Origin of the sequence: Actinomadura rubrisoli (assembly GCF_004349215.1) — a bacterium.
GTDB lineage: Bacteria > Actinomycetota > Actinomycetes > Streptosporangiales > Streptosporangiaceae > Spirillospora > Spirillospora rubrisoli.
Genome location: NZ_SMKU01000129.1, coordinates 1 through 24228, shown reverse-complemented (window position 1 = coordinate 24228; position 24228 = coordinate 1). Strand labels below are relative to the sequence as shown.

General features: G+C 73.7%; 13 protein-coding genes. 11 read left to right on the top strand and 2 right to left on the bottom strand.

Translation table 11 applies throughout. The annotated features are described in order from the left end of the window. The 3 genes from E1298_RS48330 to E1298_RS23290 all read left to right on the top strand — a co-directional run. The coding region (locus E1298_RS48330) for a hypothetical protein (protein ID WP_165975619.1) at positions 1-1064 on the top strand (1064 nt) is incomplete at its 5' end. Between the two features lie 21 nt (positions 1065-1085). After that, positions 1086-1472 carry a TcmI family type II polyketide cyclase gene (locus tag E1298_RS23295; RefSeq protein WP_131896662.1) on the top strand — a complete coding sequence of 129 codons (387 nt, stop codon included), beginning with the start codon at positions 1086-1088 and terminating at the stop codon, positions 1470-1472. Further along, on the top strand, positions 1457-2620 hold the full coding sequence (locus E1298_RS23290; RefSeq protein WP_131896660.1) for a cytochrome P450: 1164 nt from the start codon (positions 1457-1459) through the stop codon (positions 2618-2620). Before E1298_RS23295 ends, E1298_RS23290 begins: the two co-directional genes overlap by 16 nt. A gap of 33 nt (positions 2621-2653) precedes the next feature. On the opposite strand, the gene E1298_RS23285 is transcribed toward E1298_RS23290, so the two are convergent. Then, on the bottom strand, positions 2654-4219 hold the full coding sequence (locus tag E1298_RS23285) for an AfsR/SARP family transcriptional regulator (RefSeq protein ID WP_131896658.1): 1566 nt from the start codon (positions 4217-4219) through the stop codon (positions 2654-2656). Positions 4220-4459: 240 nt separating this feature from the next. Here E1298_RS23285 and E1298_RS23280 point away from each other — a divergent pair, with 240 nt between their 5' ends. The 4 genes from E1298_RS23280 (at position 4460) to E1298_RS23265 (ending at position 12895) form a co-directional block, all read left to right on the top strand. Next, the gene (locus E1298_RS23280) at positions 4460-8053 is read left to right on the top strand and encodes an nSTAND1 domain-containing NTPase (RefSeq protein ID WP_131896656.1); all 3594 of its coding nucleotides are present in this window, start codon (positions 4460-4462) and stop codon (positions 8051-8053) included. A 61-nt stretch (positions 8054-8114) separates the two neighbouring features. Continuing rightward, complete coding sequence (locus E1298_RS23275) at positions 8115-8768, top strand: hypothetical protein (RefSeq protein ID WP_131896654.1); 654 nt, start codon at positions 8115-8117, stop codon at positions 8766-8768. Further along, positions 8765-11320 carry an NACHT domain-containing protein gene (locus E1298_RS23270; protein WP_131896652.1) on the top strand — a complete coding sequence of 852 codons (2556 nt, stop codon included), beginning with the start codon at positions 8765-8767 and terminating at the stop codon, positions 11318-11320. Before E1298_RS23275 ends, E1298_RS23270 begins: the two co-directional genes overlap by 4 nt. Positions 11321-12241: 921 nt before the next feature. Continuing rightward, positions 12242-12895, top strand: coding sequence for an LmbU family transcriptional regulator (locus tag E1298_RS23265; RefSeq protein WP_131896650.1), 654 nt, complete (start codon positions 12242-12244; stop codon positions 12893-12895). 281 nt (positions 12896-13176) lie between these two features. Here the strand turns inward: E1298_RS23265 and E1298_RS23260 are convergent, their stop codons facing one another. Then, positions 13177-13410 carry an MbtH family protein gene (locus E1298_RS23260; protein WP_131896648.1) on the bottom strand — a complete coding sequence of 78 codons (234 nt, stop codon included), beginning with the start codon at positions 13408-13410 and terminating at the stop codon, positions 13177-13179. A gap of 244 nt (positions 13411-13654) precedes the next feature. Between E1298_RS23260 and E1298_RS23255 the strand changes: the two genes are divergently transcribed. The 4 genes from E1298_RS23255 to E1298_RS23240 form a co-directional block, all read left to right on the top strand. Then, positions 13655-14194 carry a hypothetical protein gene (locus E1298_RS23255; protein WP_131896646.1) on the top strand — a complete coding sequence of 180 codons (540 nt, stop codon included), beginning with the start codon at positions 13655-13657 and terminating at the stop codon, positions 14192-14194. 32 nt (positions 14195-14226) lie between these two features. Next, the gene (locus tag E1298_RS23250; RefSeq protein ID WP_131896644.1) at positions 14227-15072 is read left to right on the top strand and encodes a DUF4097 family beta strand repeat-containing protein; all 846 of its coding nucleotides are present in this window, start codon (positions 14227-14229) and stop codon (positions 15070-15072) included. A gap of 726 nt (positions 15073-15798) precedes the next feature. Next, positions 15799-22290: a non-ribosomal peptide synthetase gene (locus tag E1298_RS23245; RefSeq protein ID WP_165975617.1), complete on the top strand. Its 6492-nt coding sequence runs from the start codon at positions 15799-15801 to the stop codon at positions 22288-22290. Further along, on the top strand, positions 22291-24228 hold a 1938-nt coding region (locus E1298_RS23240), incomplete at its 3' end, for a condensation domain-containing protein (RefSeq protein ID WP_131896640.1).

Sequence of the window (24228 nt, the reverse complement as noted above, 5' to 3'; positions counted from 1 at the left end):
CGCCGGGGGCGGGGCGGGCACTCCACAAGGCGCTCGCCTTCATCAGGGCCGCCGTCGACGGCGGGCCCATCCCGAGCCTCATCGCCTTCGACCCCTCGTTCAGGCCGTCCTTCCCGCCCTCGAAGGGGCGCAGGGAGATCAAGCTGCGGACGGGGGTCGACATCGGCTACGACCTGGGCGATGACCGGTGGGTCGCGTTCTGCGGCCTGCTGCTCCTGCCGTCCGGGGAGGAGGGACTCGTCCGCGACTTCGCGCACATGGCCGCGCGGGGCCAGGTGGGGCGGCGCTTCCGGTTCTTCCTGGACCAGAACCGCTTCCCGGCGGACACCGACTGCACGGCGCTGGCCGGATACGCGCTGTACAAGCGGGGCCTGATCCCGGCGGACGGCCTGGTGGGGATCGCGCGGGAACTGCTCCTCGCCACGGCGCCGGCCGAGCCCCCGCCGCCGCCCGAGTCGCTCGTCCGTCCGGGCGTGCCGATGGTGTACTGGCACGACGGCGCCGAGCCGGACGCCCTGCCGCGCAGCCGGAGCCACGACCCGGTCGTCTCCGCCAACGTGCTCTGCGTCCTCCTGGAGGCCCGGCGCCTCGGGCTGCGGGACGCCGACGGCGCCATCGACGCCACCCGGCGGTACGTCGCCGGGCATCTGCTCTCGGACGCCTACCGGAACGGGAGCCGCTACTACCCGGCGCCCGAGGCGTTCCTGTTCGCGGCGTCCCGGCTCGTCAAGGGCTTCCCCGAATACCGTGCGGAGCTGGCCGGGCCCCTCGCCGAGGCCATCGCCGGACGTGACGCGGAACACCGCGCCCACAGCGGCGGCAACCCGCGCACGGCCCTGAACGTGGCGCTCCGCATGCTCGCGGCGCACAACCTCGGCCTCCGGGACGGCCAGGAACCGCGGCTGCGGACGCTCCTCAGGCAGCAGGGACGGGACGGGTCCTGGCCCGCGCTGCCGTGCTTCACCCTCGGACGGCTCCCCGTCTACTCCGGCTCCCCGGTGCTGTCCACGCTGTTCGCCGCGGCCGCCATTCACGTCTCGCTGTCGCAAGGGGCCGGCGACTGATCGGTATTGGAGGACGACATCATGCACAGCACGCTGGTCGTGGCCCGGCTGGACCCGGCCGACGCCGGTTCCGTGGCGGACCTGTTCGCGGATTTCGACAAGACCGAGATGCCGTTCCTGATGGGGACCAGGAGGCGTGAGCTGTTCCACTACCGCGGACTGTACTTCCATCTCCAGGACTTCGACGGCGACCACGGCGGCGAGGCGGCCGAGCAGGCCGAGGCGCATCCGCGCTTCAAGCGGCTCAGCGCGGACCTGAAGCCCTTCATCGCGCCGTACGACCCGGAGACCCGCACGCCGTACGACCCGAAGGCCCGGCGGTCGCCGCAGGACGCGACGGCCACGCGCTTCTACCACTGGGACGCCAGGGGCCTGCGGATGGAGCGGTGGCAGTGGGGCGCGTCGTGAACCCGCGGCTCCGCGCGTTCGCGGAGGACGACGAGCCGGTGCGCTACGACGAGGAGCTGGAGGTCTACGTCGTCTCCTCCCACGAGGCGGCGAGGACGGTGCTGAACGACCCCGGCTTCGTCACCGACCGGCTCGACAGCCTGCTCCCCCGGCTGGGCGGCCTCGACGAGCCGCCGTCCTCCCTGAACGCCATGCTCCAGATGTTCATGGACGGCCCGGCCCACGACCGCTTCCGGCTCGCGGTGTCGCGCGACCTCGCCCCGAAGCGCGTCGACGAGATGCGGCCCCGGATCGGCGCCATCGTCGACGCCGCCCTCGACGGCGTGGCGGACCGGCCCGCGTTCGACGTCGTCGCCGACGTGGCGTACCCGGTCACGATCGGGGTCATCGCCGAGCTGCTCGGCATCGGCGTCGCGGGCGCGCGGGCCCTGCTCGGGTTCGCGTCGCGGATCTCCGCGGTGCTGGAGCTCAGGCCGACCGAGCGGCAGCTGCTGGACGCCGGCGACGCGGTGCGCGGCTGCGCGTTGTTCCTGCTCCCGCTCCTGCCCGGGCGGCGGGCGAATCCGGGCCGGGACCTCATCAGCTCCCTGGTGTCGCTGGAGCCGGGCGGCGAGCCGCTGCCGGTCGATGAGCTGCTCACGATGATCGTGCAGATCCTGGTCGCCGGGCACGAGCCCCCGGCCCATCTGATCGCCAACGGGGCGCTGGACCTGCTCGGCCACCCCGCGGAGCTCCGGCGGATGCGGAGCAAGCCCGGCCTGGCCGCGTCCGCCGTCGAGGAGGTGCTGCGGCTCGGCTCGCCGATCGGCTACCTCAGCCGGACCGCCACCCGGGACACCGTGCTCGCCGGGACGCCCGTCCGGAAGGGGTCCCGGCTCGTCCTGGACCTGACGGCGGCCAACCGCGACCCGGCCCGCTACGACGACCCGGACCGGTTCGACATCCTGCGGCCCGACCCCGGCCACCTCTCCTTCGGCGGCGGGGGCCACTGCTGCATCGGCCGCGCGCTCGGCCGGGTGGAGGCCGAGGAGACCCTGCGGCGGCTGTTCGGCCGCTTCCCGGACCTGGCCCTCGACGGTGAGGACCTCACCAGGCGCGCGTCGGCCGCGTTCCACGCCCTCGACAGGCTCCCGGTGAGACGAACGTGACCCGCGGCGGGAAGCGGCCGGCCGGACGGGCGCTCAAGCGCAGACGGCCGCCTCCTCCCGGCGCCCGTGCCCGGTGCAGAGCCCGCGGACCAGGTCGTCCAGGGCGAGCCCGGGCTGGGCGTGCAGGTGCGCGCTCGCGGTCCGCAGCGCCAGCGGCCGCCCGCCGCACGCGCGGGCCAGCGTCCGGGCGGCCGAGAGCTCGCCCGACACGCGTTCCTCCCCGAGGGCCGCGCGGAGCATCATGACGGACTCGTCCGGGGACAGCGGGCCCAGCCGGTGGCGGCACGCGCCCGGCAGCTCGCCCAGCGCCGACCGGCTGGTGACCAGGACGGCGGCGCTCGCCGTGCCCGGCAGCAGCGCCTTGACCTGCGAGAAGTCCCGGGCGTCGTCGAGCACCAGCAGGACGCGCCGGTCGGAGATCCGGGCCCGCAGCACCGCGGCGCGCGCCTCGGCGGAACAGGGGAGCGCCGCGGCGGGCACGCCGACGGCGATCAGCAGGTCGGCCAGCACCTCGGCGACGGGCCTCGGCGGCCCGCCGGTGCCGTTCAGCGCCACGTACCACTGGCCGTCGGGATAGTGCGGCCGCAGGTCGTGGGCGGCGCGGACGGCCAGTTCCGTCTTCCCCACGCCCTCCGGCCCCCACAGCACCAGAACCCGCTGCGGGTTCCCGCCGGCCAGATGGCCGACCAGCAGCCCCCGTTCGAGGTCGCGGGCGACGAAGTCGGCCGCCGCGGGCGGGAGCTGGCACATCTCGTGCCAGTCGCGCCGCGTCTGGACGGCGGCGGACGGGGCGTCGCCGTCCAGGGTGTCCGGGGCGGGCGGGACTGCGTCCGCCAGATCGAGATCAGGATCGGCCATCAGGATCCTCTGGTGCAGGTTCCGCAGTTCGCCGCCGGGCCCGATGCCCAGCTCCGCGTCCAGGACGCCGCGGACGGCGTGGAAGGCGGCCAGGGCCTCGGCCTGGCGGCCGCACCGGTAGAGCGCCAGCATCAGCCGGCTCCAGAAGCCCTCCCGCAGCGGGTGCTCGCGCGTCAGCCCGCTGAGCTGCCCCACGAGCAGCGCGTGCCGCCCGGACGCCAGGTCCAGGTCGATCTGCCGGCCGATCGCCTCCAGCCGCAGCTCCTCCAGCCTCGGGACCAGCGAGTGGTGCAGCGCCGCCGAGGGCACGTCGGCGAGGGCCGGACCCCGCCAGAGGGCCAGCGCCTCGCCGAGCCGGGACCGCTCGGCGCGCGTCTCGCCGCGCTCGCGCGCACCACGCGCGGCCTTGTGGAGAGCGTGGAACCGGTGAAGGTCCAGCTCATCGGGCTCTGCCTCGATCACATATCCCGAGCTCGCCGTCCGGATGACGTCGTGATCGTGGTCGGCCAGGGACAGGCGCAGCCGTTTCACCATTGAATACAGCGATGCCCGCGCGGTCCTGGGAGGTTTCTCCCAGACGTACTCGACGAGCCTGTCCACCGGGACGGTCTCGTTCGCGTGGAGCAGAAGGGCCGCCGCGATCACCCGCTCTTTGCCGGCCGTTATGATCCTTTCATCGCCTCCTATGGACAGCCGCAACGTTCCCAGAACCGAGAATCCCCGAGTGACATCGGATCCCACTCCCGCCCCCTCAGAACTCGTGCCGCGCGGCGCCCGCCCGTCGGCCGCACGATCCCCGCACGCCCATCGAAGAGGCGTTCAGCCTGGCCGGGCAACCACTCGGACGAACCTGAACGAGATCGGACGGCCGCACGACCGGGCCCCGGAGTGGCGGAACGGCCCTCTGATCTCCGATTTTCCGTATCCGCGCCACGTCACGGGGTTTGACCGCCTTAGTGGCCCATAGTCAGAATGTTTGTCATGGAAGAGGACGGCAACGGTGCCGCCTGCCCGTACCAGGGACTGGCGCCGTTCAAGATCGATGGCAGCGAGCTGTTCTTCGGGCGCGCGCGGGCCACCCGCGGCCTCCTGGAGAGGCTGGGACCGCGCCTGGAAGGGCGCGGATCGATCCTGCTGGTCTCGGGCGCCTCGGGCGTCGGCAAGTCGTCGCTGCTGCGCGCGGGGCTGATGCCGGCCCTCGCGGAGGGGGAGCCGCCGGTCGCCGGAGCGCGGGGCTGGACGCGCCTGCTCGTCACGCCGACCTCAAGTCCGTTACGTGCGCTGGCCGAGGCTTGGGCGGACACGTGCGGCGGGCGCGCCGAAGCCGTGGAGGAGCAGCTCCGGGACGATCCGCACCGGGCCCTGTCCGGGCCGTTCGCGCCGGACGGCCGCCTCGCGCTGGTGGTCGACCAGTTCGAGGAACTGTTCACGCTGGTCGCCGCCGAACAGGAGCGCCAGGAGTTCGCGCGGGTCCTGCACGGCCTCGCCGAGGGGCCCGAGGGCGCCGGAGTGGTCATCGGCCTGCGCGCCGACTACTGGGACCGGTGCGCGGCCTACCCGCAGTTCGCCGAGGCCATCCAGGACGGCCAGGTCATCGTCGAGCCGATGGCGGAGGAGGACCTGCGGCTGGCCATCACCGGCCCCGCCGCCGTGGCGGGCCTGGAGATCGAGCCCGGCCTGGTGGACATCCTCCTGGACGAGCTGCGCGCCGGCCGGGAGGCCGGCGCCCGGTACGAGGCCGGGGACCTGCCCCTGCTCTCCCAGGCTTTGCGCAACACCTGGGAAAGGCGGGAGAAGGGCCGGCTGACCATCCGCGGCTACGAGGAGTCCGGCCGCGTCCGCGACTCCGTGCGGCGCACGGCCGACGACGTCCTGGAGCGGCTGCCTTCGCAGGACCGCAGGACCGCGCTCAGGATCTTCCGGCGCATGACGCTGATCACCGAGGGCGGGCGGCTCGCGCGGCGGAAGGCGACGCTGGCCGAGATCCGCGCCGCCGCGTCCGCGGACTCGGCGGAGCGGCGGAGCCGGGTCGATGCGCTGCTGTCGGCGTTCGCCGGGCGGCGCCTGCTCACCCTGCACGAGGACGCCGCCGAGATCTCCCACGACGCGCTGCTGACCGAGTGGCCGGCGCTCCGGCAGTGGCTGGAGCCCGACCTCGTCGCGCAGCAGGCGTACGACCGGCTCGTCGAGGACGCGGGGCAGTGGGACGAGCACAACCGCGACTCCGCGTTCCTGTACCGGGGCGCCCGGCTGCTGTCGGTCCAGGACAGCCGTCCCCGCTGGGACCGCGACCCCGAGACGTTCCCGCCGCCCGGCCCCGTCGTCGAGGGCTTCGTCGCGGCGTCGGCGCGGGAGGCGCGGCGGGCGGGCCGCCGCCGCGCCCTCGCCCTGACCGGTCTCGCGATGCTGTCGGCCACCGCCCTCGTCGCGGCGGGCATCGCCATCGTGGCGGCGGACGACGCCGACCGGCAGCGCGGTGTCGCGGTCTCCCGCCAGCTCGCCGCGCAGAGCGAGATCGCCGGCGATCCGGTGACGTCTTCCCTGCTGGCCGTGGCGGCCTGGCGGACCGCCCACACCCCGGAGGCCCGGCACCGTCTGCTGAACGCGGCGGCCGACCCCGGGCGGGGAAGCCTCAAGGGCCACCGGTCGTTCGTCCGGTCGGTCGAGTTCAGCCCGGACGGAAAGATCATCGCCACCAGCGGCTCGGACGGGATCGCGCGGCTCTGGGACACCGCTTCGCGCGCACAACTCGGCGCCCCGATCGTCTTGTCGCCGACGCGGACCGCGTCGGAGGGCCACATCGCGTTCAGTCCCGACGGACGGGTCCTCGCCTCGGCGTTCCTCTCGGAGATCCGGTTCTGGGATGTGTCCACCCACCGGGAACTGGGCGCCCTCCCGGACATCAGAGAAGTGGTGAAGGCGATCGCGTTCGCCCCGGACGGGAAGACCCTCGCGGTCGCGAACCTCAAGGGCACCGTCCAACTGTGGGACGTGGCCGCCCGCCGGCCGCACGGGGACGCCATGGGACGTGCCGCCACCGGGTCGGCCCTGACCCCGATCAACGACGTCGCGTTCAGCCCCGACGGCAGGCGCCTGGCCACCGCGAGCTGGGACCGCACGGCGCGGCTCTGGGACACCGCCACCCAGAAGCAGGCCGGCGCCTCTTTGACCGGGCACACCGATGACGTCATGGACGTCGCCTTCTCCCCGGACGGGACGTCTCTCGCGACCGCGGGCATGGACGGGACCGCCCGGCTGTGGGACGCGGCCACCCATCGGCAGATCGGTCGCACCATGAGGGACCCCTCCGGATCCCCCGACTTGTACGGGGTCGCCTTCAACCCCGATGGCACCAGGCTCGCCACCGCCGGGTCCAATGGCGCCTTCCGCCTCTGGGCCACGGCCGACCAGCGGGAGGTGGGCGGGAGCCTGTCCGCCAACCGCTATCCCCTCCAGCGCGTGAGGTTCAGTCCCGATGGCAGGCTCGTCGCCATCGCCGGCGACGACGGCGTGGTGCGGCTGGGAGATCCCGTCGTCTTCCGGCAGATCGGCGGCGCCATGCCGGGCGGGACGGCCGTCGCGCTGAGCCCCGACGGGAAGACCCTCGCCGCCGGCGGGGCCGACGGGTCCGATCCCGCGATCCACCTCTGGGACGTGGCGACCCAGCACCGTCTTGGCGCCCCGCTGGAACCCGCCGACCGCCCGCGGGGCGGCCGTAACGTCTCCGCGATCGAGATCAGGTTCGGCCGCGACGGGCGGACCCTCGTCGCGGAGAGCTCGCACGGCGCGCGGGTATGGGACGTCGCGAGCCGGCGCCAGATCGGGACCCCGCTCCACACCGCGGAACGGGGCCGTCCCGATGACATCGCGATCAGTCCGGGCGGCGGCTTCCTCGCCGTCGAGAGCGACGACTCCGTGCGCTTCTGGAAGGTCGCGGAACGCCGCGAGGTCGCCGGGCCGCCCGTCCGTATCCCGCACGAGGCGTCGGTCATCTCGGCGATGGCGCTCAGCCCCGATGGCGCCAGCCTGGCCACCGCCGGTTTCGACCGCAAAGTACGGGTCTTCGACGTGGCCACCCGGCGCCAGATCGGCGCGCCGCTGCCCTTCACCACCTATGGGTTCGTCGACGTCCTGGCCTTCAGCCCGGACGGAGGCACCCTCGCCGCCACGGCCGACGACGACACCGTCCGGCTGTGGGACGTGGCGCGCCGCGGCCCGGTCGGCTCCCCCCTGAGCGGCCACACCGGCCAGGTCGCCGCGATCGCGTTCAGCCCGGACGGCCGGACCCTCGCCACCGGCGGCGGGGACGACGCCGTGCGGCTGTGGGATCTGGCGACGCAGCGCCAGATCGGGCCCGCGCTGACCGGTCACAAGCGCACCGTGACCGGCATCGCCTTCGGCCGGGACGGGTCGACCGTCGCCACGGTGGGCGAGGACGGAACCGCGAGGTTGTGGAACGTCGCCCTGCCCGCCGATCCGGTCGCCGCGGTCTGCGCGGGCGCCGGCCGGTCCTTCACCCGCGACGAGTGGAAGCGCTATGTGCCGCAAGAGAAGTACCGACGAGTGTGTCCCTGACCGTGGCGCCCGGCTAAGGGCGGCACGCACCCCCTCTTGACCCTCATGAACGGACGAACGCATGTTCCTTCGAGGTTTCCGGCGGCGGACGGGGAAGCCCGCACCGGAGCTGGCCGCGTTGTTCCGCTCGATCGTCGCCGAGAGCCGGGAGATCCACCCGCTCGCGTCCGACTTCCTGGAGCACTTCATGGACGGCGCGGGCGCCTCCAGGACGCTGTCGCTGCGCTGGCTGCGCTCCTTCAAGGCGATCAGGAAGGCCGAGGCCAGGAACCAGCGCAGGTTCGAACGGCAGCTCGCCGCGAAGGCGAGGCAGGTGGAGGACGGCGCCTCGGCCTGGCTGCACGACCACTGGGACGCGCGGATCAACGCGTTCATCGGCACGGAGCTGTTCTACGTCAGCCGGATGAGCCTCCTGCGCTCGCGGGGCTCCTTCGTCCTGACGCGGTCCGGCCCGGAGGTGCGGGTGTCCGGCACCGTCCGCCACCACTGGTTCGATCCGTATGATTGGGACCGCGGCCGCTGGGTCTACATTCCCCGGCACGGGTTCGTCCCCATCGCGGTCGGCCGGGAGCTGGTCGAGTCCGACGAGGCGCGCAACTTCCTCATGGAGTCCCGTCATGTCCAGACGCTGGAGGGCACCTGCCGGGACGGCCGCCGGCCCCGGCGCGGCAGGGCGACGTTCGAGTGGGCGCTGGTGAAGACGGGCCGGCCATGACCGCGGACCGTTCCCGCCCGCCGGACCCGTCGCAGGCCGGCACGGTGGAGGAGTTCGTCCAGACGCTCGTCCGGTTCAAGCAGTGGGCGGGCGGGCCGTCCCTGAGCAGGCTCCGGTCGCTCGGCGGCCAGACGGTGACCCCGGACGGGTCCACGATCGACCGGCTGCCCAAGAGCACGATCTCGCACGTCCTGCGGCAGACCGGCAAGCTGCCGCGGTGGGACTTCGTGCGGGCCTACGTCGCCGCGTGCCTGCGCTACTGCGACTACCCGGCCGAGCGGATCCCCGGCGAGCTCGAACGCTGGCGGGCGGCGCGGGCCGCGCTGGCCGAACTCGCCGAACCGGCGGACCCGGCCGTCCTCGCGCCGGACACCGGGGAGCCGGTGCCGCAGGTCGCGGAGGACGAGGCGGACGCCGCCGCCCGTCCCAGGCCCGACCCCGCCGCCGAGGTGCTGGCGTGGCGGGTGGCGCGCGAGGAGGACAGGGCGCGCAAGGGCCTGCTCGGCGGCTACAGCGTCGCGCCGGTCTCCTTCGGCCACGACCGCGCCACCGGCGAGATGACGGACGACCTGAACTCGATCGGCCGGTTCTTCGCCGGCCTGCGCCCGCGGCGGCTGATGGTCGTGGGCGAGTCGGGCGCGGGCAAGACCGTCCTCGCCATCGAACTGGTACTGCAACTGGCGGAGCGGTTCGTCACCGCCGGGCCGGGCGGCGCGCCGATGGTGCCGGTGCGCCTGAACGCGGCCCGGTGGACCCTGGGCAGCCGGTTCGAGCCGTGGCTGGCCGGGCAGCTGGTGCAGGAGTTCGGCCTGGCGGGCAAGGACGCGGCGCGCCTCGTCCGCGACCGCCGGGTGCTGCCGGTGGTGGACGGGCTGGACGAGCTGGACCCCGAGCCGTCCACGGGCCCGCCCCGCCGGGCGATCGGGCTGCTGGCCGAGCTCAACCGGTACAGCGACCTGTCCGGACGGCGGCCGGGGGCGGTCGTCGTGACGTGCCGGGCCGATCGGCACGCCGAGCTGTCGGAGGCGCGGGCCGGTCTCGACAACGCCGCCCGCATCCACCTCCACGACCTGACCGCCGGGCAGATCGCCGAGTACCTGCACACGCGCTGGCCGGACGGGCACCCCTGCGCTGGGCAGCGCGACGCCATCCTCGCGGCCCTGCCGGACAGGGCCGTCCACACCGCGCTCGCCACCCCTTGGCGGCTGTTGTTGACCGTGACCGCCGTGGAGTCCGGCGCCGACCCGTCCGAGCTGCTGCGCGCCGACCCGGGCGCCGACCCTGGCAAGGAGGCGGCGCGGATCGCCCGGAGGCTGCTGGACACCTACGTCCCGGCGGCGACCGAGCTGACCCCGCGCACCAGCAGCGGCACCCCGTACCGTCCCGAGCAGGTGCGGTCATGGCTCGTGCATCTGGCCGCCCACCTGCGGAAGCAGGCCGACCACGCCGCCGCGACCGGCCGGCCGCCGCCCGGCCTGACGGCGATCGACCTCGTCCCGCACCTGCTGTGGCCGATCGGCGGCCGGCGCCGCGTCCTGGCGCTGCACTGCCTGTGCTGCGCGGTCCTCGCGGTCGTCGCCATGCTGGCGTTCTGGACGGGGTCGGCGGTCGACGGCGCCGGCGACCTGCGCGACGGCCTCACCCCGGGGGAGGGGCTCACCCTGGCGCTCATGGGCGGCTGGGTGGGCATCGCCATCGGCCTGTCGCTGTCGCCGTGGCCGGCCGCCTCCGGCGGGCGGACCAACGTGTCCGGCCGGCAGCGCCTGACCGGCGGGCTGCTCGGCGCGCTGGCGGGCGGCCCCGCCGGCGTGCTCGGCGGCCTCGCCGGGCTCGTCCTGACCGGCGGCGACGTCTTCGGCCCCGTCTTCGCCGTCGCGGCGGGGGCGGCCGGGGGATCGGTCCTCGGAGCGCTCATCGGGCTGACCGCCGCCGGCCGGCACGGAGCCGAGCGGATCACCGTGTCCGAGGCCGTCCGCGCCGAGCCCGTCACCCTGCTCGGCTTCGGGCTGTGCGGAGCCCTCACCGGGCTACCGCCGCTGCGGCTCGCCCACGCCGGCCCGCTGCCGCTGGCCATCGGGGTGACCGGGGCGTTCGTCCTGGCCTTCGCGCTGGGCGTCGTCTTCAGGATCGCCACGGGCGGCTGGAGCAAGGACGCGGAGCTCGCCCATCCCCGGGAGGCCCTGCACCGCAACCCGGAGATCGGCGTGGCGTTCGGCCTCACCGGCGGCGTCGCCGCCTTCCTGGTGTTCGTGCTGAACCAGGACGTCGGCGAGTCGCTGGCGTGCGCGCTCGTCGGCGGCGTGGCGTTCGGCCTCGCCTTCGGCGCGATCGCCTGGACCCGCACCATGATCGGCCTGATCGTCGCGGCCGCGCGCGGCCTGCTCCCGCTGCGGCTGTGGACGTTCCTCGACTGGGCCTGCGAGGCGCGCCTGCTGCGCGTCAGCGGCGCCACCTACCAGTTCCGGCACCGCGAGCTCCAGGACTTCCTGACCCACGAGACGTCCGAGCCCCTCACCGCGGCGGCGGAACCCCTCGCCACGGAGCACGGCTGACGCTCAGACCCGGTCGCCGCATCGCAGATCGGGACCCAGGGCCCGGGTCGCCTCATTGCCATCCTTCACTCCGTGCATAAAAATAGGCGGACCTATTTGATCGGCGCCGTCGGATTGCCCGCCGGGCGGGGAGCGCCATGCCGGGCGCGCCGGCCGGTGCCGCGCGCCGGTTCATGATCGACTTTGCGTCCGGAGCGAGTATTCGCAGGTCGCGCCAGGTGGAGCGATTCCAGGAATCAACCTGATTAAATGAGTTGCCTTGCTGTGATAGGCCACGCGCACGCTCTGTGACGGCGGTCCGGCCTATGCGGGGATGGGCACGAAGATCATCTTTGCGGAGGGAAAAAGAATCTCCGTTTTGTGCGGTGACCCCCGAACGGCGGTCGTGACAGTCGGCAGGCTCCGGGCGAGAATATAATCAACTGAGATGAAGGCCATGACTTGCCGGGGCGACGGGGGCGTAGCCAGCCGAGTGTGCGGACCGGCCTGTCGTGAGGATGGCGGCAACGTGAATCCCAGTGAAAGGTGTGCCTAGTGTCTGCGGTCATCGTGCTCCCAGCATCCCCTGGTTGGAATGCTCACCGACAAGAGGAACTGATGACATCGCGTGACTGGTTCGCTCCCCCGAGGCGTCGGTATTGATCGCTCGGGGGACGCGTCATGCGCGCCGGCGGCCGCTGCGTGCCCGCCGGCGCTGCCCCCGTCGGTGACGGGGGCGGTGAACGTACGGGGATGAGGGCGGCCCGGCCGCCGCGGTCCGAGCCTTCCGGCTCGTCTTCCGCCCGCAAGGCCGGCCGCTCGTTCTGACACTCCTTCCCGGGGTGCGCGATGATCTGCGCCGGAATCTTTGCCGGTCACCATTTCATGTCGGGCGATGAAAAGACTCCTGGATTCTCGGCCGGGTATTCGAATGGAGGGGTAATGGCGAATCAAGTCAGCGACAGTGAACAGGTCAGGTCCGTCCTCTACCGAAGGAAACCACCACCGCTGATGCGGCGCGGAGCCGTCGACGAACAGCGCCGCAACAATGTGCTCACGACCGCGGTGGGCCTGCAGATACCATCCGAGCTGACATTCGAGGACTGGGAGCGGGCGGGGCGCCAGCTCTCCGGGATCGTGAACTCCTCCGCGTGGTGGCTCGGCGACTGGCTCGTATACGGCAAGGAGCATTACCGCGACCGGTACGAGCGCGGAATTCTCGCGGCCGGGCTGCAGTACCAGACGCTGCGCAACTACGCGTGGGTCGCGCGGCGGTTCGAGATGGTCCGCCGGCGTCCGGCGCTGAGCTTCCAGCATCACGCCGAGGTGGCGTCGCTGGCGGTCGAGGAGCAGGACATGTGGCTCGACCGCGCCGAGGAGATGCGGTGGGCCACCAAGCAGTTGCGCGAGGGCATCCGGCTCGCACGTGCGAACGAGGCGCGCGAGGTCACGCGCGTCGAGACCACGCGGCGGCTCGCGGTGCCCGGCAGCCATCTGCAGCGCTGGCACCTGGCCGCGGAGCAGTCGGGGACCGACCTGCAGCAATGGGTGCTGACGACGCTGGACAGCGCGGCCGCGCAGGCGCTGGAGGAATAGCCCGGGGACCGGGTCCCGATACGCGGGTCACGAGGGGGCGTCCGGCGGCCTGGCGGCTGCCGCCGACGCCCTTTCCGCGGCCGCCGTCCGGGGTGTCCCGTCGCCGGGACCGGTGCCGATCACCTGATCGGCTTCGATGAAACGGGGAAGCGGGCGGAGTGCCTTCCGCCGTTTTCGGCGAATATATCGCCGCGGCCGCCGATTGCCGGTCCGCCGCGCGCACAAGAATGGCCCGTCAGCCTCGCTGACGGGCCATTCGCTGCTGCGACCTGCGGGTGGTCTCAGGACGCGCCGGCCGCGGCGTCCGCGGCCATGGCGTCCTGGAGGCTCTTGGGACGCATGTCCTTCCAGTTCTTCTCGATGAAGTCCAGGCACTCCTCACGGCCCTCTTCGCCGAAGGCGATCCGCCATCCCGCGGGAACCTCGGCGAACGACGGCCAGAGGGAGTGCTGTTCCTCATCGTTGACCAGAACGTAGAACCGGCCATCCGGGTCATCGAACGGGTTGCTGCTCATGGTCCGCTCCAGGTGAAGCCGTTCTCAATGGATTCGAAAATGACAATACCGTCCCCTGTCACGCCGCGTCCAGAAATGCTCTCCCGCGCCATTAGTCCGCCGGGAGGGGCGTGATCCGGCCGGCCGGTGCCGCGCTGATCGCCCGGTGGCCGCAGTGGCGGTGTCCGAAGGCTCTGGCGCCAGAATGACGTCACTCTGGCGCCACTATCCTCCCGGTGGTGCCATCGCATGTCATAGTGGCGCCATGGATCTGACGCCCTATGTCGCCGAGCTCCAGCGCGAACTGGCGGCCTCCGTCGAGGCGGCCGGGGAGGGAGGTCACGCCGTGGCCGGGCGCCTCGCCGCGACGCTTGAGTCGGCCGCCCGGCTCGTCCTGCTGAACGCCCTGTCCGATGCGATGGCCGAGATCTCCTCCGAGCTCGCGCCGGGCTCGGTCGAGGTCCGGCTGCGGAGGCTGGATCCGGAGTTCACCGTCACGGCTCCGCCGCACGAGCCGTTCGACGAGGTCCACCGGGACGGGGAGACGGGCCGGCCGGCCGCGCCGTCGCCCCTCGTGGTGGACGCCGACGACGGCGGGGCGGCGCGGACCAGCCTGCGCCTGCCGGTCCCGCTGAAGGTCCGCGCCGAGCGGGCCGCCAGGCGCGAGGGCCTGTCGCTCAACGCCTGGCTCGTCCGGGCCGTCGCGCGGGAGCTGGAGACGGAGGACGCAGAGCCGCGGCACGAGGACCGACCGCCGCCGCGAACGCGCGGGAGCGGAAAGAGCATGACCGGCTGGGTGCGCTAGCCGGTCGTCCGCGAAGGGACATTGGTGCATAGATGCTCACCTTCAGCACACCGGAGCCGATCCTCGCCTCGATCCGCATCGAGGCCGGGGTCGTGCGGATCACTGCGGAGGCCCGCGCCGACACCGTCGTCGAGGTCGCGCCGAACTCCGATGTCAAGGCCGACGTGCAGGCCGCGGAGCAGACCCTGGTGGACTACGCGGCCGGGGAGCTCGTGGTGCGGACCCCCAGGGCGCGGAGCCTGTTCGGCAGCCCCGGCATGGTGGCCGTGGAGGTGGCGCTGCCGCGGGGCTCGCGGCTCAGCGGCTCGGCGGGGATGGGCGATCTCATCTGCGCGGGGCGGCTGTGGGAGTGCGAGTTCAGGACCGGCGCCGGGAAGCTCCGGGTCGAGGACGCGGGCACGGTGCGGCTGCGCACCCAGCACGGCGACGTCACCCTGGGCCGCGCCACGGACGATGTCGAGGTCACCACCGGGTCCGGCGAGCTGCGGATCGGCCGCGTCGGCGGCGGCGCGGAGATCAAGAACTCCAACGGCAACACCTGGATCGACGAGATCACCGGCGATCTGCGCCTGAAGATCGCCAACGGGAACGTCGACATCGGCCGCGCGCACGCGTCCGTCACCTCCAGGGCCGCCAACGGCGGCGTCCGGATCAAGGAGGTGATCCGCGGCAGGGTCGAGCTCCAGACCAAGGCCGGCGACCTAGAGGTCGGCATCCACGAGGGCACCGCCGCCTGGCTCGACGTGAAGTCCCGGTCGGGCACGGTGCACAACGCGCTCGACTGCGCCGACGGGCCCGGCGAATGCTCCGAGGTCGTCGAGCTGCACGCCCGCACCGGCTTCGGCGACATCGTGATCAGCCGCACCTCGCCCTGGTGACGCGGAGTCGACCACTCTACGGCAACGGCCGGAACAGCCGGAAACGGTCGCACGGCTTCGCCGGTGAGCGGCCGGACTTCCCAGCGGCCCGGCGATGGGATATGCGCCGAAGTCCGCTTCTCGGTGGTGCCCTGTGTCCTCGCATCACTCGCCTTCTTTGCGCGGTCGCGTGCGGGCCGAGGGCCGATGTCGTGGTGTCCTGGCGACAGGACATGACGGCCCGGCACGCCGAACGGGCCCCGTCCCCCGCTTCGGACGCCCTGGTCAGCCGCCCGGCCGAAGGCCCCGGCGATGTGCTTTCCGCGCGGCGGCCGGGGGACGGCGGCGTATTCCGGCCCGGGGTCGCGTGAACCGCCCGCCAGGTGCGAATGTGGAGTCCCGTTCCCGGGCGCGGATGGCTTCTCGAATGGCCGCGCGGGTATTTCGATTGCCGTTTCCAGGGCGGGGCGGAGCTCCCTTGACTCGCTCGGTCCCGGGATAGGAACCTGATGGGGCCTCGTAATCCGGTCGGCGAAAAGGGCGAGTGAACCCGTTCGAATCGAATGGTCGATTCGGGCGGCCGGCCGGCCGACTGGCGGGCCTTCCCATTTCCGGCGGCTTTTGCCCGACCGTGCAGCCGCGGTCCCGAGAGAATCATCGATCCACCATCAGGGGGTGGCCTCCTTGTGTTCCGCTGAGCGGCTCCGCTCGCCGGACGAGTCCTGCGATCCGCGGACTCGCATGCCGGTGGAGACGATTCCCGAGTTGTTCGAGCGCCAGGTCGCCGCCGCCCCGGACGCGGTCGCCGTGGTCTTCGGGGACACGTCGCTGACCTACCGCGAGCTGGACGCGCGGGCGAACCGGCTGGCGCGCGTCCTGGTGGAGCGGGGGGTCGGGCCGGAGTCGGTGGTCGGGGTGTCGGCGCGGCGGTCGCCGGGGCTGTGGACGGCGGTCCTCGCGGTGCTGAAGGCCGGCGGCGCGTACCTGCCGCTGGACCTGGCGCATCCGGCGGCCCGGCTCGCGTTCATGGTGGAGGACTCCGCGTCCCGCCTGATCCTGGCGGACGAGGCCACGGCCGGGCGGCTGCCCGGGCTCCCCGCCCCCGTGCTGCGCCTCGACGGGTCGCGGGCCGCGGGCGGCGACGCTCCGCTGACCGACGCCGGCCGGCGGTCCCCGCTGCGCGCGGCCAACACCGCGTACGTCATCTACACCTCGGGGTCCACGGGACGGCCGAAGGGCGTGGCGGTCACGCACGCCGGGCTGGCGAGCCTGCTCGCCACGCACCTGGACCGGCTGAAGGCGGCCCCCGGAAGCCGGGTGCTCCAGTTCGCCTCGCCGAGCTTCGACGCCTCGGTCTGGGAGATGTGCATGGCGCTGCTCTCCGGGGCGACGTTCGTGCTGGCGGGCGAGGAAGGGCTGGCGGCCGGGGCGCCGCTGGCCGAGACGATCGCCGAGCACGGGGTGACCCACGCGACGCTGCCCCCGCCCGTGCTCGCGGCGGTGCCGGCCGGGTCCCTGTCCACCGTCGAGTGCCTGGTGGTCGCGGGCGACGCGACGACGCCGGAGCTGGTGGACGCCTGGTCGGCGGGCCGCCGGATGATCAACGCCTACGGGCCCACGGAGACCACGGTGTGCGCGACGATGAGCGCGCCGCTGGCCGGGGACGGGCGGGTGCCGCCGATCGGGCGGGCGATCATCGGCTCCCGGGTGTACGTGCTGGACGACGCGCTGCGCCCCGTCCGGCCGGGGGAGATCGGTGAGCTGTACGTCTCGGGCGTGTCGCTGGCCCGCGGGTACCTGTTCCGGCCGGAGCTGACCGCGCAGCGCTTCGTGGCCTGCCCGTTCGGCGGGCCCGGCGAGCGGATGTACCGCACCGGGGACCTGGTCGAGCCCGGCCCCGACGGCGATCTGATCTTCCACGGGCGGGCCGACACCCAGGTCAAGATCCGCGGCATCCGCGTCGAACCGCACGAGGTCGAGGCGGTGCTGGTGCGGCATCCGGGGGTGGCGAACGCCGCGGTGGTCGACCGCGAGGGGCACGGCGGCGGCAGGCGGCTGGTGGCGTACGTCGTCCCGGCCGCGTCCGGGAGCGGCGGCGGCGTCCCCCAGGGCAGCGCCTACGGCGACCAGGCCCTCGACTCCGGCTTCCAGGCGGGGGAACTGCGCGAGTTCATGGCGCGGAACCTGCCGGAGGTGATGGTCCCCGCGGCCTTCGTGGTGCTGGACCGGCTGCCGCTGACGCCGAACGGGAAGCTGGACAAGGCCGCGCTGCCGGAGCCGGGGTTCCGGGGCGCGCCCTACCGGGCGCCGCGCACGGAGCACGAGGAACTGCTGGCCGGCCTGTTCGCCGAGGCCCTGGGCCTGGACCGGGTCGGGATCGACGACGACTTCTTCGCCATCGGCGGGGACAGCATCCAGTCGATCCAGGTGGTGACGCGGGCGCGGGCGCGGGGCGTGCGGATCGGCGCGCGGCAGGTCTTCGAGTGCCGGACGGTCGCCGAGCTGGCCGCGGTCGCGGCGCGGGACGAGCGGGACGGCGGCGGGCGGCCGGTGCTCCAGGAGCTGGAGGGCGGCGGCGTGGGATGGGCCCCGCTGCCGCCGGTGGCCCGCTGGATCCGCGGCTGGGGGCCGGGGTTCGACCGGTTCCTCCAGGCGATGGTGCTGGAGCTGCCCGAGGGCGTGGACCGGGCCGGCCTGGCCGCGACGCTCGACGCGGTGCTGGACCGCCACGACGTGCTGCGCTCCCGCCTGGTGGCCAACGGCGACGGGGCGCTCCTGCTGGTCGGGGCCGCCGGGACCGTCAAGGCCGACCACCTGCTGAGGCGGGTCGGGTGCGACGGGCGCTGGGACGACGCCTGGCGCGGTGTGCTGCTGGACGAGCTGGACGCCGCCGCCGGGCGCCTGGACCCCGCGGCGAGCGTGATGGCGCAGTTCGTCTGGTTCGACCCGGGCCCGGGTTCCGCCGGGCGGCTGCTGGTGGCGCTGCACCACCTCGTGGTCGACGGGGTGTCGTGGCGGATCCTGATGCCCGACCTGGCGGCCGCGTGGGCGCGGGTGCGGGCGGGGGAGGCCCCCGACCTGCCGCCGGTGGGCACGTCGATGCGGCGCTGGGCGCACGCGCTGGTGGAGGAGGCGGAGAGGCCCGAGCGGGTCGCGGAGCTGGACCTGTGGCGGTCCGTCGTCGAAGGCCCCGACCCGCTGCTGGGCGCCCGCCGGCTGGACCGCGCCGTGGACGTGGTCTCCACGGTGCGGGGCACCCGGGTGCGGCTGCCGGCGGACATCACCGAGGCCCTCCTGACGAAGGTGCCCGCGGCGTTCCGCGCCGAGGTCAACGACGGCCTGCTGGCGGGGCTGGCGCTGGCGCTCGCACGCCGGCGCCGTTCGCGGGGCGTCGAGGAGACCTCGGCGCTGATCCGGCTCGAAGGGCACGGCCGGGAGGAGGCCGCGGTCCCGGGCGCGGACCTGTCCCGCACGCTGGGCTGGTTCACCACCGTGTTCCCGGTGCGGCTCGACACCGCCGGCGCGGACCTGGACGAGGCGTTCGCGGGCGGCCCGGCCGCCGGGCGCGTCATCAAAGCGGTCAAGGAGCGGCTGCGCGCCATCCCCGGCAACGGCATCGGCTACGGCATGCTGCGGTTCCTGAACCCGGCCACCGCCGCGACGCTGCGCGGGTACGGGATGGGCCAGGTCGGGTTCAACTACCTGGGCCGCTTCTCCGCCGCCGCGCAGCACCTGCCCGAGGAGCTGCGCGGCCTCGGCTTCACGCAGGTCACCGACGTGGCCGAGCTGGCCGAGCTGGACGCGGCGCAGGACCCGCGGATGCCGGCGCCGACCGAGCTGGACATCAACGCCTCCGTCATCGACACGGCGGAGGGCCCCCGGCTGAGCGCCCTGTTCAGCGCCCCTTCAGGGGTGCTCGACCCGGACGAGGTGCGCGAGCTGGCCGACCTGTGGTGCGCCGCCCTGGAGGGCCTGGCGCGGCACGCCGCCGAGCCGGGCGCCGGCGGGCTGACGCCGTCGGACGTCCCCCTGGTGCCGGTGGGCCAGGCCGACATCGAGGAGTGGGAGGAGCGGTACCCGGGGCTCTCGGACGTGTGGCCCTCGACCCCGCTCCAGTCGGGGCTGCTCTTCCATTCCCTGCTGAACGACTCCTCGTTCGACGCCTACCAGGTGCAGTACGTGCTGCACCTGTCCGGGCGCGTCGACCCGGCCCGGATGCGCGCGGCGGGCCAGGCGATGCTGGACCGGCACGCCGGCCTGCGGACCGCGTTCCTCCCCGGCCCCACCGGCGACCTGGTCCGCCTGGTCGTGGACGGCGCGCGGCTGCCGTGGCGGGACGCCGACCTGCGCGACCTCGGCGGGACCGCGCGCGGTGAGGCGTTCGAGCGCCTGCTCGCCGCGGACCTGGGATCCCACTTCGATCCCGCCGAGCCGCCCATGCTGCGGCTGACCCTCGTCACGCTGGAGCCGGAGCGGCACGAGCTGGTGGTGACCGCCCATCACGCGCTGTTCGACGGCTGGTCGGTGCCGCTGCTGATGCAGGACCTGCTCCGGCTGTACGGGTCCGGCGGCGACGGCTCGGCGCTGCCGCCCACGCGCAGCTACCGCGACTACCTGAAGTGGCTGTCGCGGCAGGATCGCGAGGAGTCGGCCCGGGTGTGGGCGCGTGAGCTCGACGGGCTGGACGGTCCCACGACGCTCGTCCCGGCCCCCGCGGCCGCCGCTCCCGGCGCGGCGCGCGGCGAGGCCGGGATCGGGCACGTCGAGGTCCCGCTGGCCGCCGACGCCGCCCGCGAGCTGCCCCGCCGCGCGGCCGGGCTCGGGGTCACGCTGAACACCGTCGTCCAGGGGGCGTGGGCGCTGCTGCTGGGACAGCTCACCGGGCGGCAGGACGTGGTGTTCGCCTCCACCGTCGCCGGACGGCCGCCCGCCGTGGCGGGCGCGGACTCCATCGTCGGCATGTTCCTCAACACCCTGCCGGTCCGCGTGCGGTGGAGCCCCGCGCAGCCGGTGTCCGAGCTACTCACCGGCGTGCAGGACGGGCAGGCGGCGCTGCTGGACCACCACCACTACGGGCTCCCCGAGATCCTCCGGGCGGCCGGGACGGATGCCCTGTTCGACACCCTCATCGGCTTCGAGTCCTTCCCGATGGACCGGGCCGGCATCGCCGAGGCGAGCGCGGCGGCCGGAATCGCGATCACCGGGATCCGCTCGTTCACGGCCAGCCACTACCCGGTGACCGTGCTGGTCTTCATCGAGCCCGACCGGCTGCGGCTGAGCGTCCAGTACCGGCGGGACGCCCTCGATCCAGCCGCAGCGGGCGCCATCGCCGAACGCTTCGGGCGGATCCTGTCGCGGGTGACAGCGGATCCGGAACAGCGGGCGGGTACGGTCGACGCGCTGGACCCCGCCGAGCGGACGCGGCTGCTCCACGAGCTGAACGACACGGCCGCGGAGATCCCCGAGGAGACGATCCACGGGCTGGTCGAGCGCCAGGCGGAGGCGTCGCCGGACGCGGTCGCGATGGTGTGCGGCGATGTCTCGCTGACCTACCGGGAGCTGGACGAGCGCGCGAACCGCCTGGCCGGTGTCCTCTCCGAACGAGGCGTCGGCCCGGAGACGGTCGTCGGGCTCGCCCTCCCGCGCTCGCCGGATCTGGTCGCCGGGCTGCTGGCGGTGCTGAAGGCGGGCGGCGCGTATCTGCCGATCGACCCTCGGTATCCGAGCCGCCGCCTGGACGCCATCCTCGCCGACGCCCGTCCCGCGCTGATCCTGACCGACACGGAGACCGCCGGGATCCTCCCGGACGACGGCACCCCCCACCTGCACATCGACCGCGTCGATCTCACCCGTGACGCCGGTCGCGGCGGCGTCGGCGTGCGGGCGCGGCCGGGACAGCTCGCCTACGTGATGTACACCTCCGGGTCCACCGGGACGCCGAAGGGCGTGGCCATCACCCACCGCAACGTGGTCACCGGCGTGGCGGGGCTGACGCCCGCGGCCGGGATGCAGGCCGGGAAGCGGATGCTGGCGGGCGCGTCGGTGAACTTCGACGTGTCGGTGTTCGAGCTGGTCACCACGCTGGCGGCGGGCGGCGCGGTGGAGCTCGTCCAGAACGTCCTGGAGATCGGCGGGCGCGACGGCTGGTCCGGGGGAGTGGTCAGCACGGTGCCGACGGTCTTCGCCGAGCTCCTCGACCAGCTCCCCGGGAAGATCGACGCCGAGGTCGTGGTGTTCGCCGGCGAGGCACTGCCGGTGTCGCTGGTGCGGCGCGTCCGGGAGGCGATCCCGGGCGTCCGCGTCGTCAACGCCTACGGCCAGACCGAGACCTTCTACGCCACCACGGCCCCCGCGCTGGACGCCGGGGAGCGGGCGGCCGGCGCGCCGATCGGGACGCCGCTGCCGAACGTGCGGGTGTACGTCCTGGGCCCGGGGCTCCGGCCGGTGCCGCCCGGCGCGGTCGGGGAGTTGTACGTGGCGGGCGACACGGTGGGCCGCGGCTACCGGGGCCGGAGGGGGGCGACGGCGGAGCGGTTCGTCGCCGACCCGTTCGGTCCCGCCGGGGCACGGATGTTCCGCACGGGCGACCTGGTCCGCTGGACACCCGACGCGCTGCTGGAGTACGTCGGGCGCGGCGATGGGCAGCTGTCGGTCAACGGGCTGCGGATCGAGCCGGCGGAGGTCGAGGCCGCGCTGGCCGCGCACCCCGGCGTCGAGCAGGCGGCGGTCGTGGCCAGGCGGAGCGGCGGGGGCGGCGGCGCCGCGCTGCTGGTGGGCTATGTGGTGCCCACCCGGGCGGACGGCCTCGACCCGCACGAGCTGCGCGGCTTCGCCGCCGAGCGCCTGCCGAAGGGCATGGTGCCGTCCGCGTTCGTCCTGCTGGACCGCTTCCCGCTGATGCCCAACGGGAAGCTCGACCGGGCCGCTTTGCCCGAGCCCGAGTTCACCGGCCGTCCCTACCGGGCGCCGACCACCCCGCAGGAGGAGCGGCTCTGCGGGCTGGTCGCCGAGGTGCTGGGCCTGGACCGGGTCGGGCTCGACGACCACTTCTTCGAGCTGGGTGGCGACTCACTGCTGGCGACCCGGCTCACCAGCCGTATCCGCAAGGCCCTCGGAGTGGGCGTGCCGATACGGACGATCTTCGAATCTCGCAACATCGCCGAACTCTCGCGCATGACGAAGGAAGCGGGCACGTCGAGCCGGCCTCGCCTGCGGAGAATGAAGAGGAGCGGACAGTAAATGATCCCGTTGTCGTTCGCGCAGCGCCGGTTGTGGTTCATCGACAGGTTCCAGGGGCCGTCGGCGACCTACAACCTGCCGTTCATGTTGTCGCTGTCCGGTGCTCTGGACGTGGCCGCCCTGCGCGCGGCGGTGCGCGACGTGGTGGCCCGGCACGAGAGCCTCCGCACGCTGATCGCGGTGGACGCCGAGGGCCTGCCGTCCCAGCACGCGGTGCCGGTGGAGGAGGTCGCGCTGGAGGTGCCCCTGGTCGAGGTGGCGCCGGACGCGCTGGCCGCCCGCGCGGCCGAGGCCGCCGAGCACACCTTCGACCTGGCCGCGGACATCCCCGTGCGGGCGACCCTGTTCCGGACCGCCCCGCGCGAGCACGCGCTGGTGCTGCTGGTCCACCACATCGCCGGTGACGGCTCGTCCATGGAACCGCTGGCCCGCGATCTGGCCGCCGCCTACACCGCCCGTCTCAAGGGCGAGGCGCCGGAGCTGCCGGAACTGCCGGTGCAGTACGTCGACTACACGCTCTGGCAGCGGGAACTTCTCGGCGACGAGAAGGACCCGGGTAGCGTGCTCGCCACCCAGCTGCGGTACTGGCGGGACGAGCTGGCCGGCCTGCCGCAGCCGCTGCGGCTGCCCGCCGACCGTCCGCGCCCGCCCGTCGCCGGCCACCGCGGCGACATGGTGGACTTCCACCTCGAACCCGAGCTGCTGGCCTCGATCGAGACCCTCGCCCGCGAGCGGGGCGTGACGGTTCCGATGGTGCTCCAGGCGGCCCTGGCGGTCGTGCTCCAGCACCTGGGCACCGGCGACGACATCCCGATCGGGTCCACGATCGCGGGCCGCACCGACGACGACCTCAGCGACCTGGTGGGCTTCTTCGTCAACACCTGGGTGCTGCGCGCCGACCTGTCGGGCACCCCGTCGTTCGACCAGCTGCTGAGCCGGTTGCAGGACAAGGCGCTCGCCGCCTACGACAACCAGGACGCCCCGTTCGAGCGCCTGGTCGAGATGCTCAACCCGGAGCGCTCCACCGCGTACCACCCCCTGTTCCAGGTCATGTTCACCTGGAACGGCGACCGGTGGATCGACGTCGAGCTGCCGGACCTGAGCGCCCGCCTCGAAGCGCTATCGACCCCGACCGCCAAGTTCGACCTGGAGTTCAACTACTTCACCGACCCCGGGAAGCCGGGGCTGCTGTGCTACCTGGAGTACGCCACCGAGCTGTTCGACCGCAGCACGGCCGAGGCCATCGTCACCCGCTACGTCCGGGCCATCCGCGTGCTGGTCGCCGACCCCGCCAGGCCGGTCGGGCTGGCGGACGTGCTGGACCCGGGCGAGCGGGAGCGGCTGCTGCGCGGGCTGAACGACACGGCCGCCGAGACGCCCGAGGTGACGATCCACGGGCTGGTCGAGCGCCAGGTTGAGGCGTCGCCGGACGCGGTCGCGGTGGTGAGCGGTGAGGTGTCGCTGACCTACCGTGAGCTGGACGAGCGCGCGAACCGCCTGGCTGGTGTGCTGGCCGAGCGCGGTGTGGGCCCGGAGACGGTGGTCGGGCTCGCGCTGCCGCGTTCGGCGGATCTGGTCGTCGGGTTGCTGGCGGTGCTGAAGGCCGGCGGCGCGTATCTGCCGATCGACCCCCGGTATCCGAGCCGCCGCCTGGAGTTCATCCTGTCGGACGCCCATCCCCGGCTGCTGCTGACCGACGAGGCGACCGCTCCGGTACTGCCGCCGTCCGACGTCCCGCGCCTGTACCTCGGGGACGTGGACTTCGGCGTGCCCGCGCAAGAGCCCGAGGGCGCGGCGACGCTGTGGCCGGGCCACGCGGCGTACGTGATGTACACCTCCGGGTCCACCGGCACGCCGAAGGGCGTGGTCATCACCCACCGCAACGTGGTGAACGGGGTGATCCGGCTCGCCTCCTCGGTGGGGGTGGACGCCGGGACG

What these genes read in the sequence shown, in the direction of transcription:
- E1298_RS23295 (WP_131896662.1), top strand. Translation starts at nt 1,086, where the DNA reads ATGCACAGCACGCTGGTCGTGGCCCGGCTGGACCCGGCCGACGCCGGT.
- E1298_RS23280 (WP_131896656.1), top strand. Translation starts at nt 4,460, where the DNA reads ATGGAAGAGGACGGCAACGGTGCCGCCTGCCCGTACCAGGGACTGGCG.
- E1298_RS23275 (WP_131896654.1), top strand. Translation starts at nt 8,115, where the DNA reads ATGTTCCTTCGAGGTTTCCGGCGGCGGACGGGGAAGCCCGCACCGGAG.
- E1298_RS23270 (WP_131896652.1), top strand. Translation starts at nt 8,765, where the DNA reads ATGACCGCGGACCGTTCCCGCCCGCCGGACCCGTCGCAGGCCGGCACG.
- E1298_RS23265 (WP_131896650.1), top strand. Translation starts at nt 12,242, where the DNA reads ATGGCGAATCAAGTCAGCGACAGTGAACAGGTCAGGTCCGTCCTCTAC.
- E1298_RS23260 (WP_131896648.1), bottom strand. Translation starts at nt 13,410, where the DNA reads ATGAGCAGCAACCCGTTCGATGACCCGGATGGCCGGTTCTACGTTCTG.
- E1298_RS23255 (WP_131896646.1), top strand. Translation starts at nt 13,655, where the DNA reads ATGGATCTGACGCCCTATGTCGCCGAGCTCCAGCGCGAACTGGCGGCC.
- E1298_RS23250 (WP_131896644.1), top strand. Translation starts at nt 14,227, where the DNA reads ATGCTCACCTTCAGCACACCGGAGCCGATCCTCGCCTCGATCCGCATC.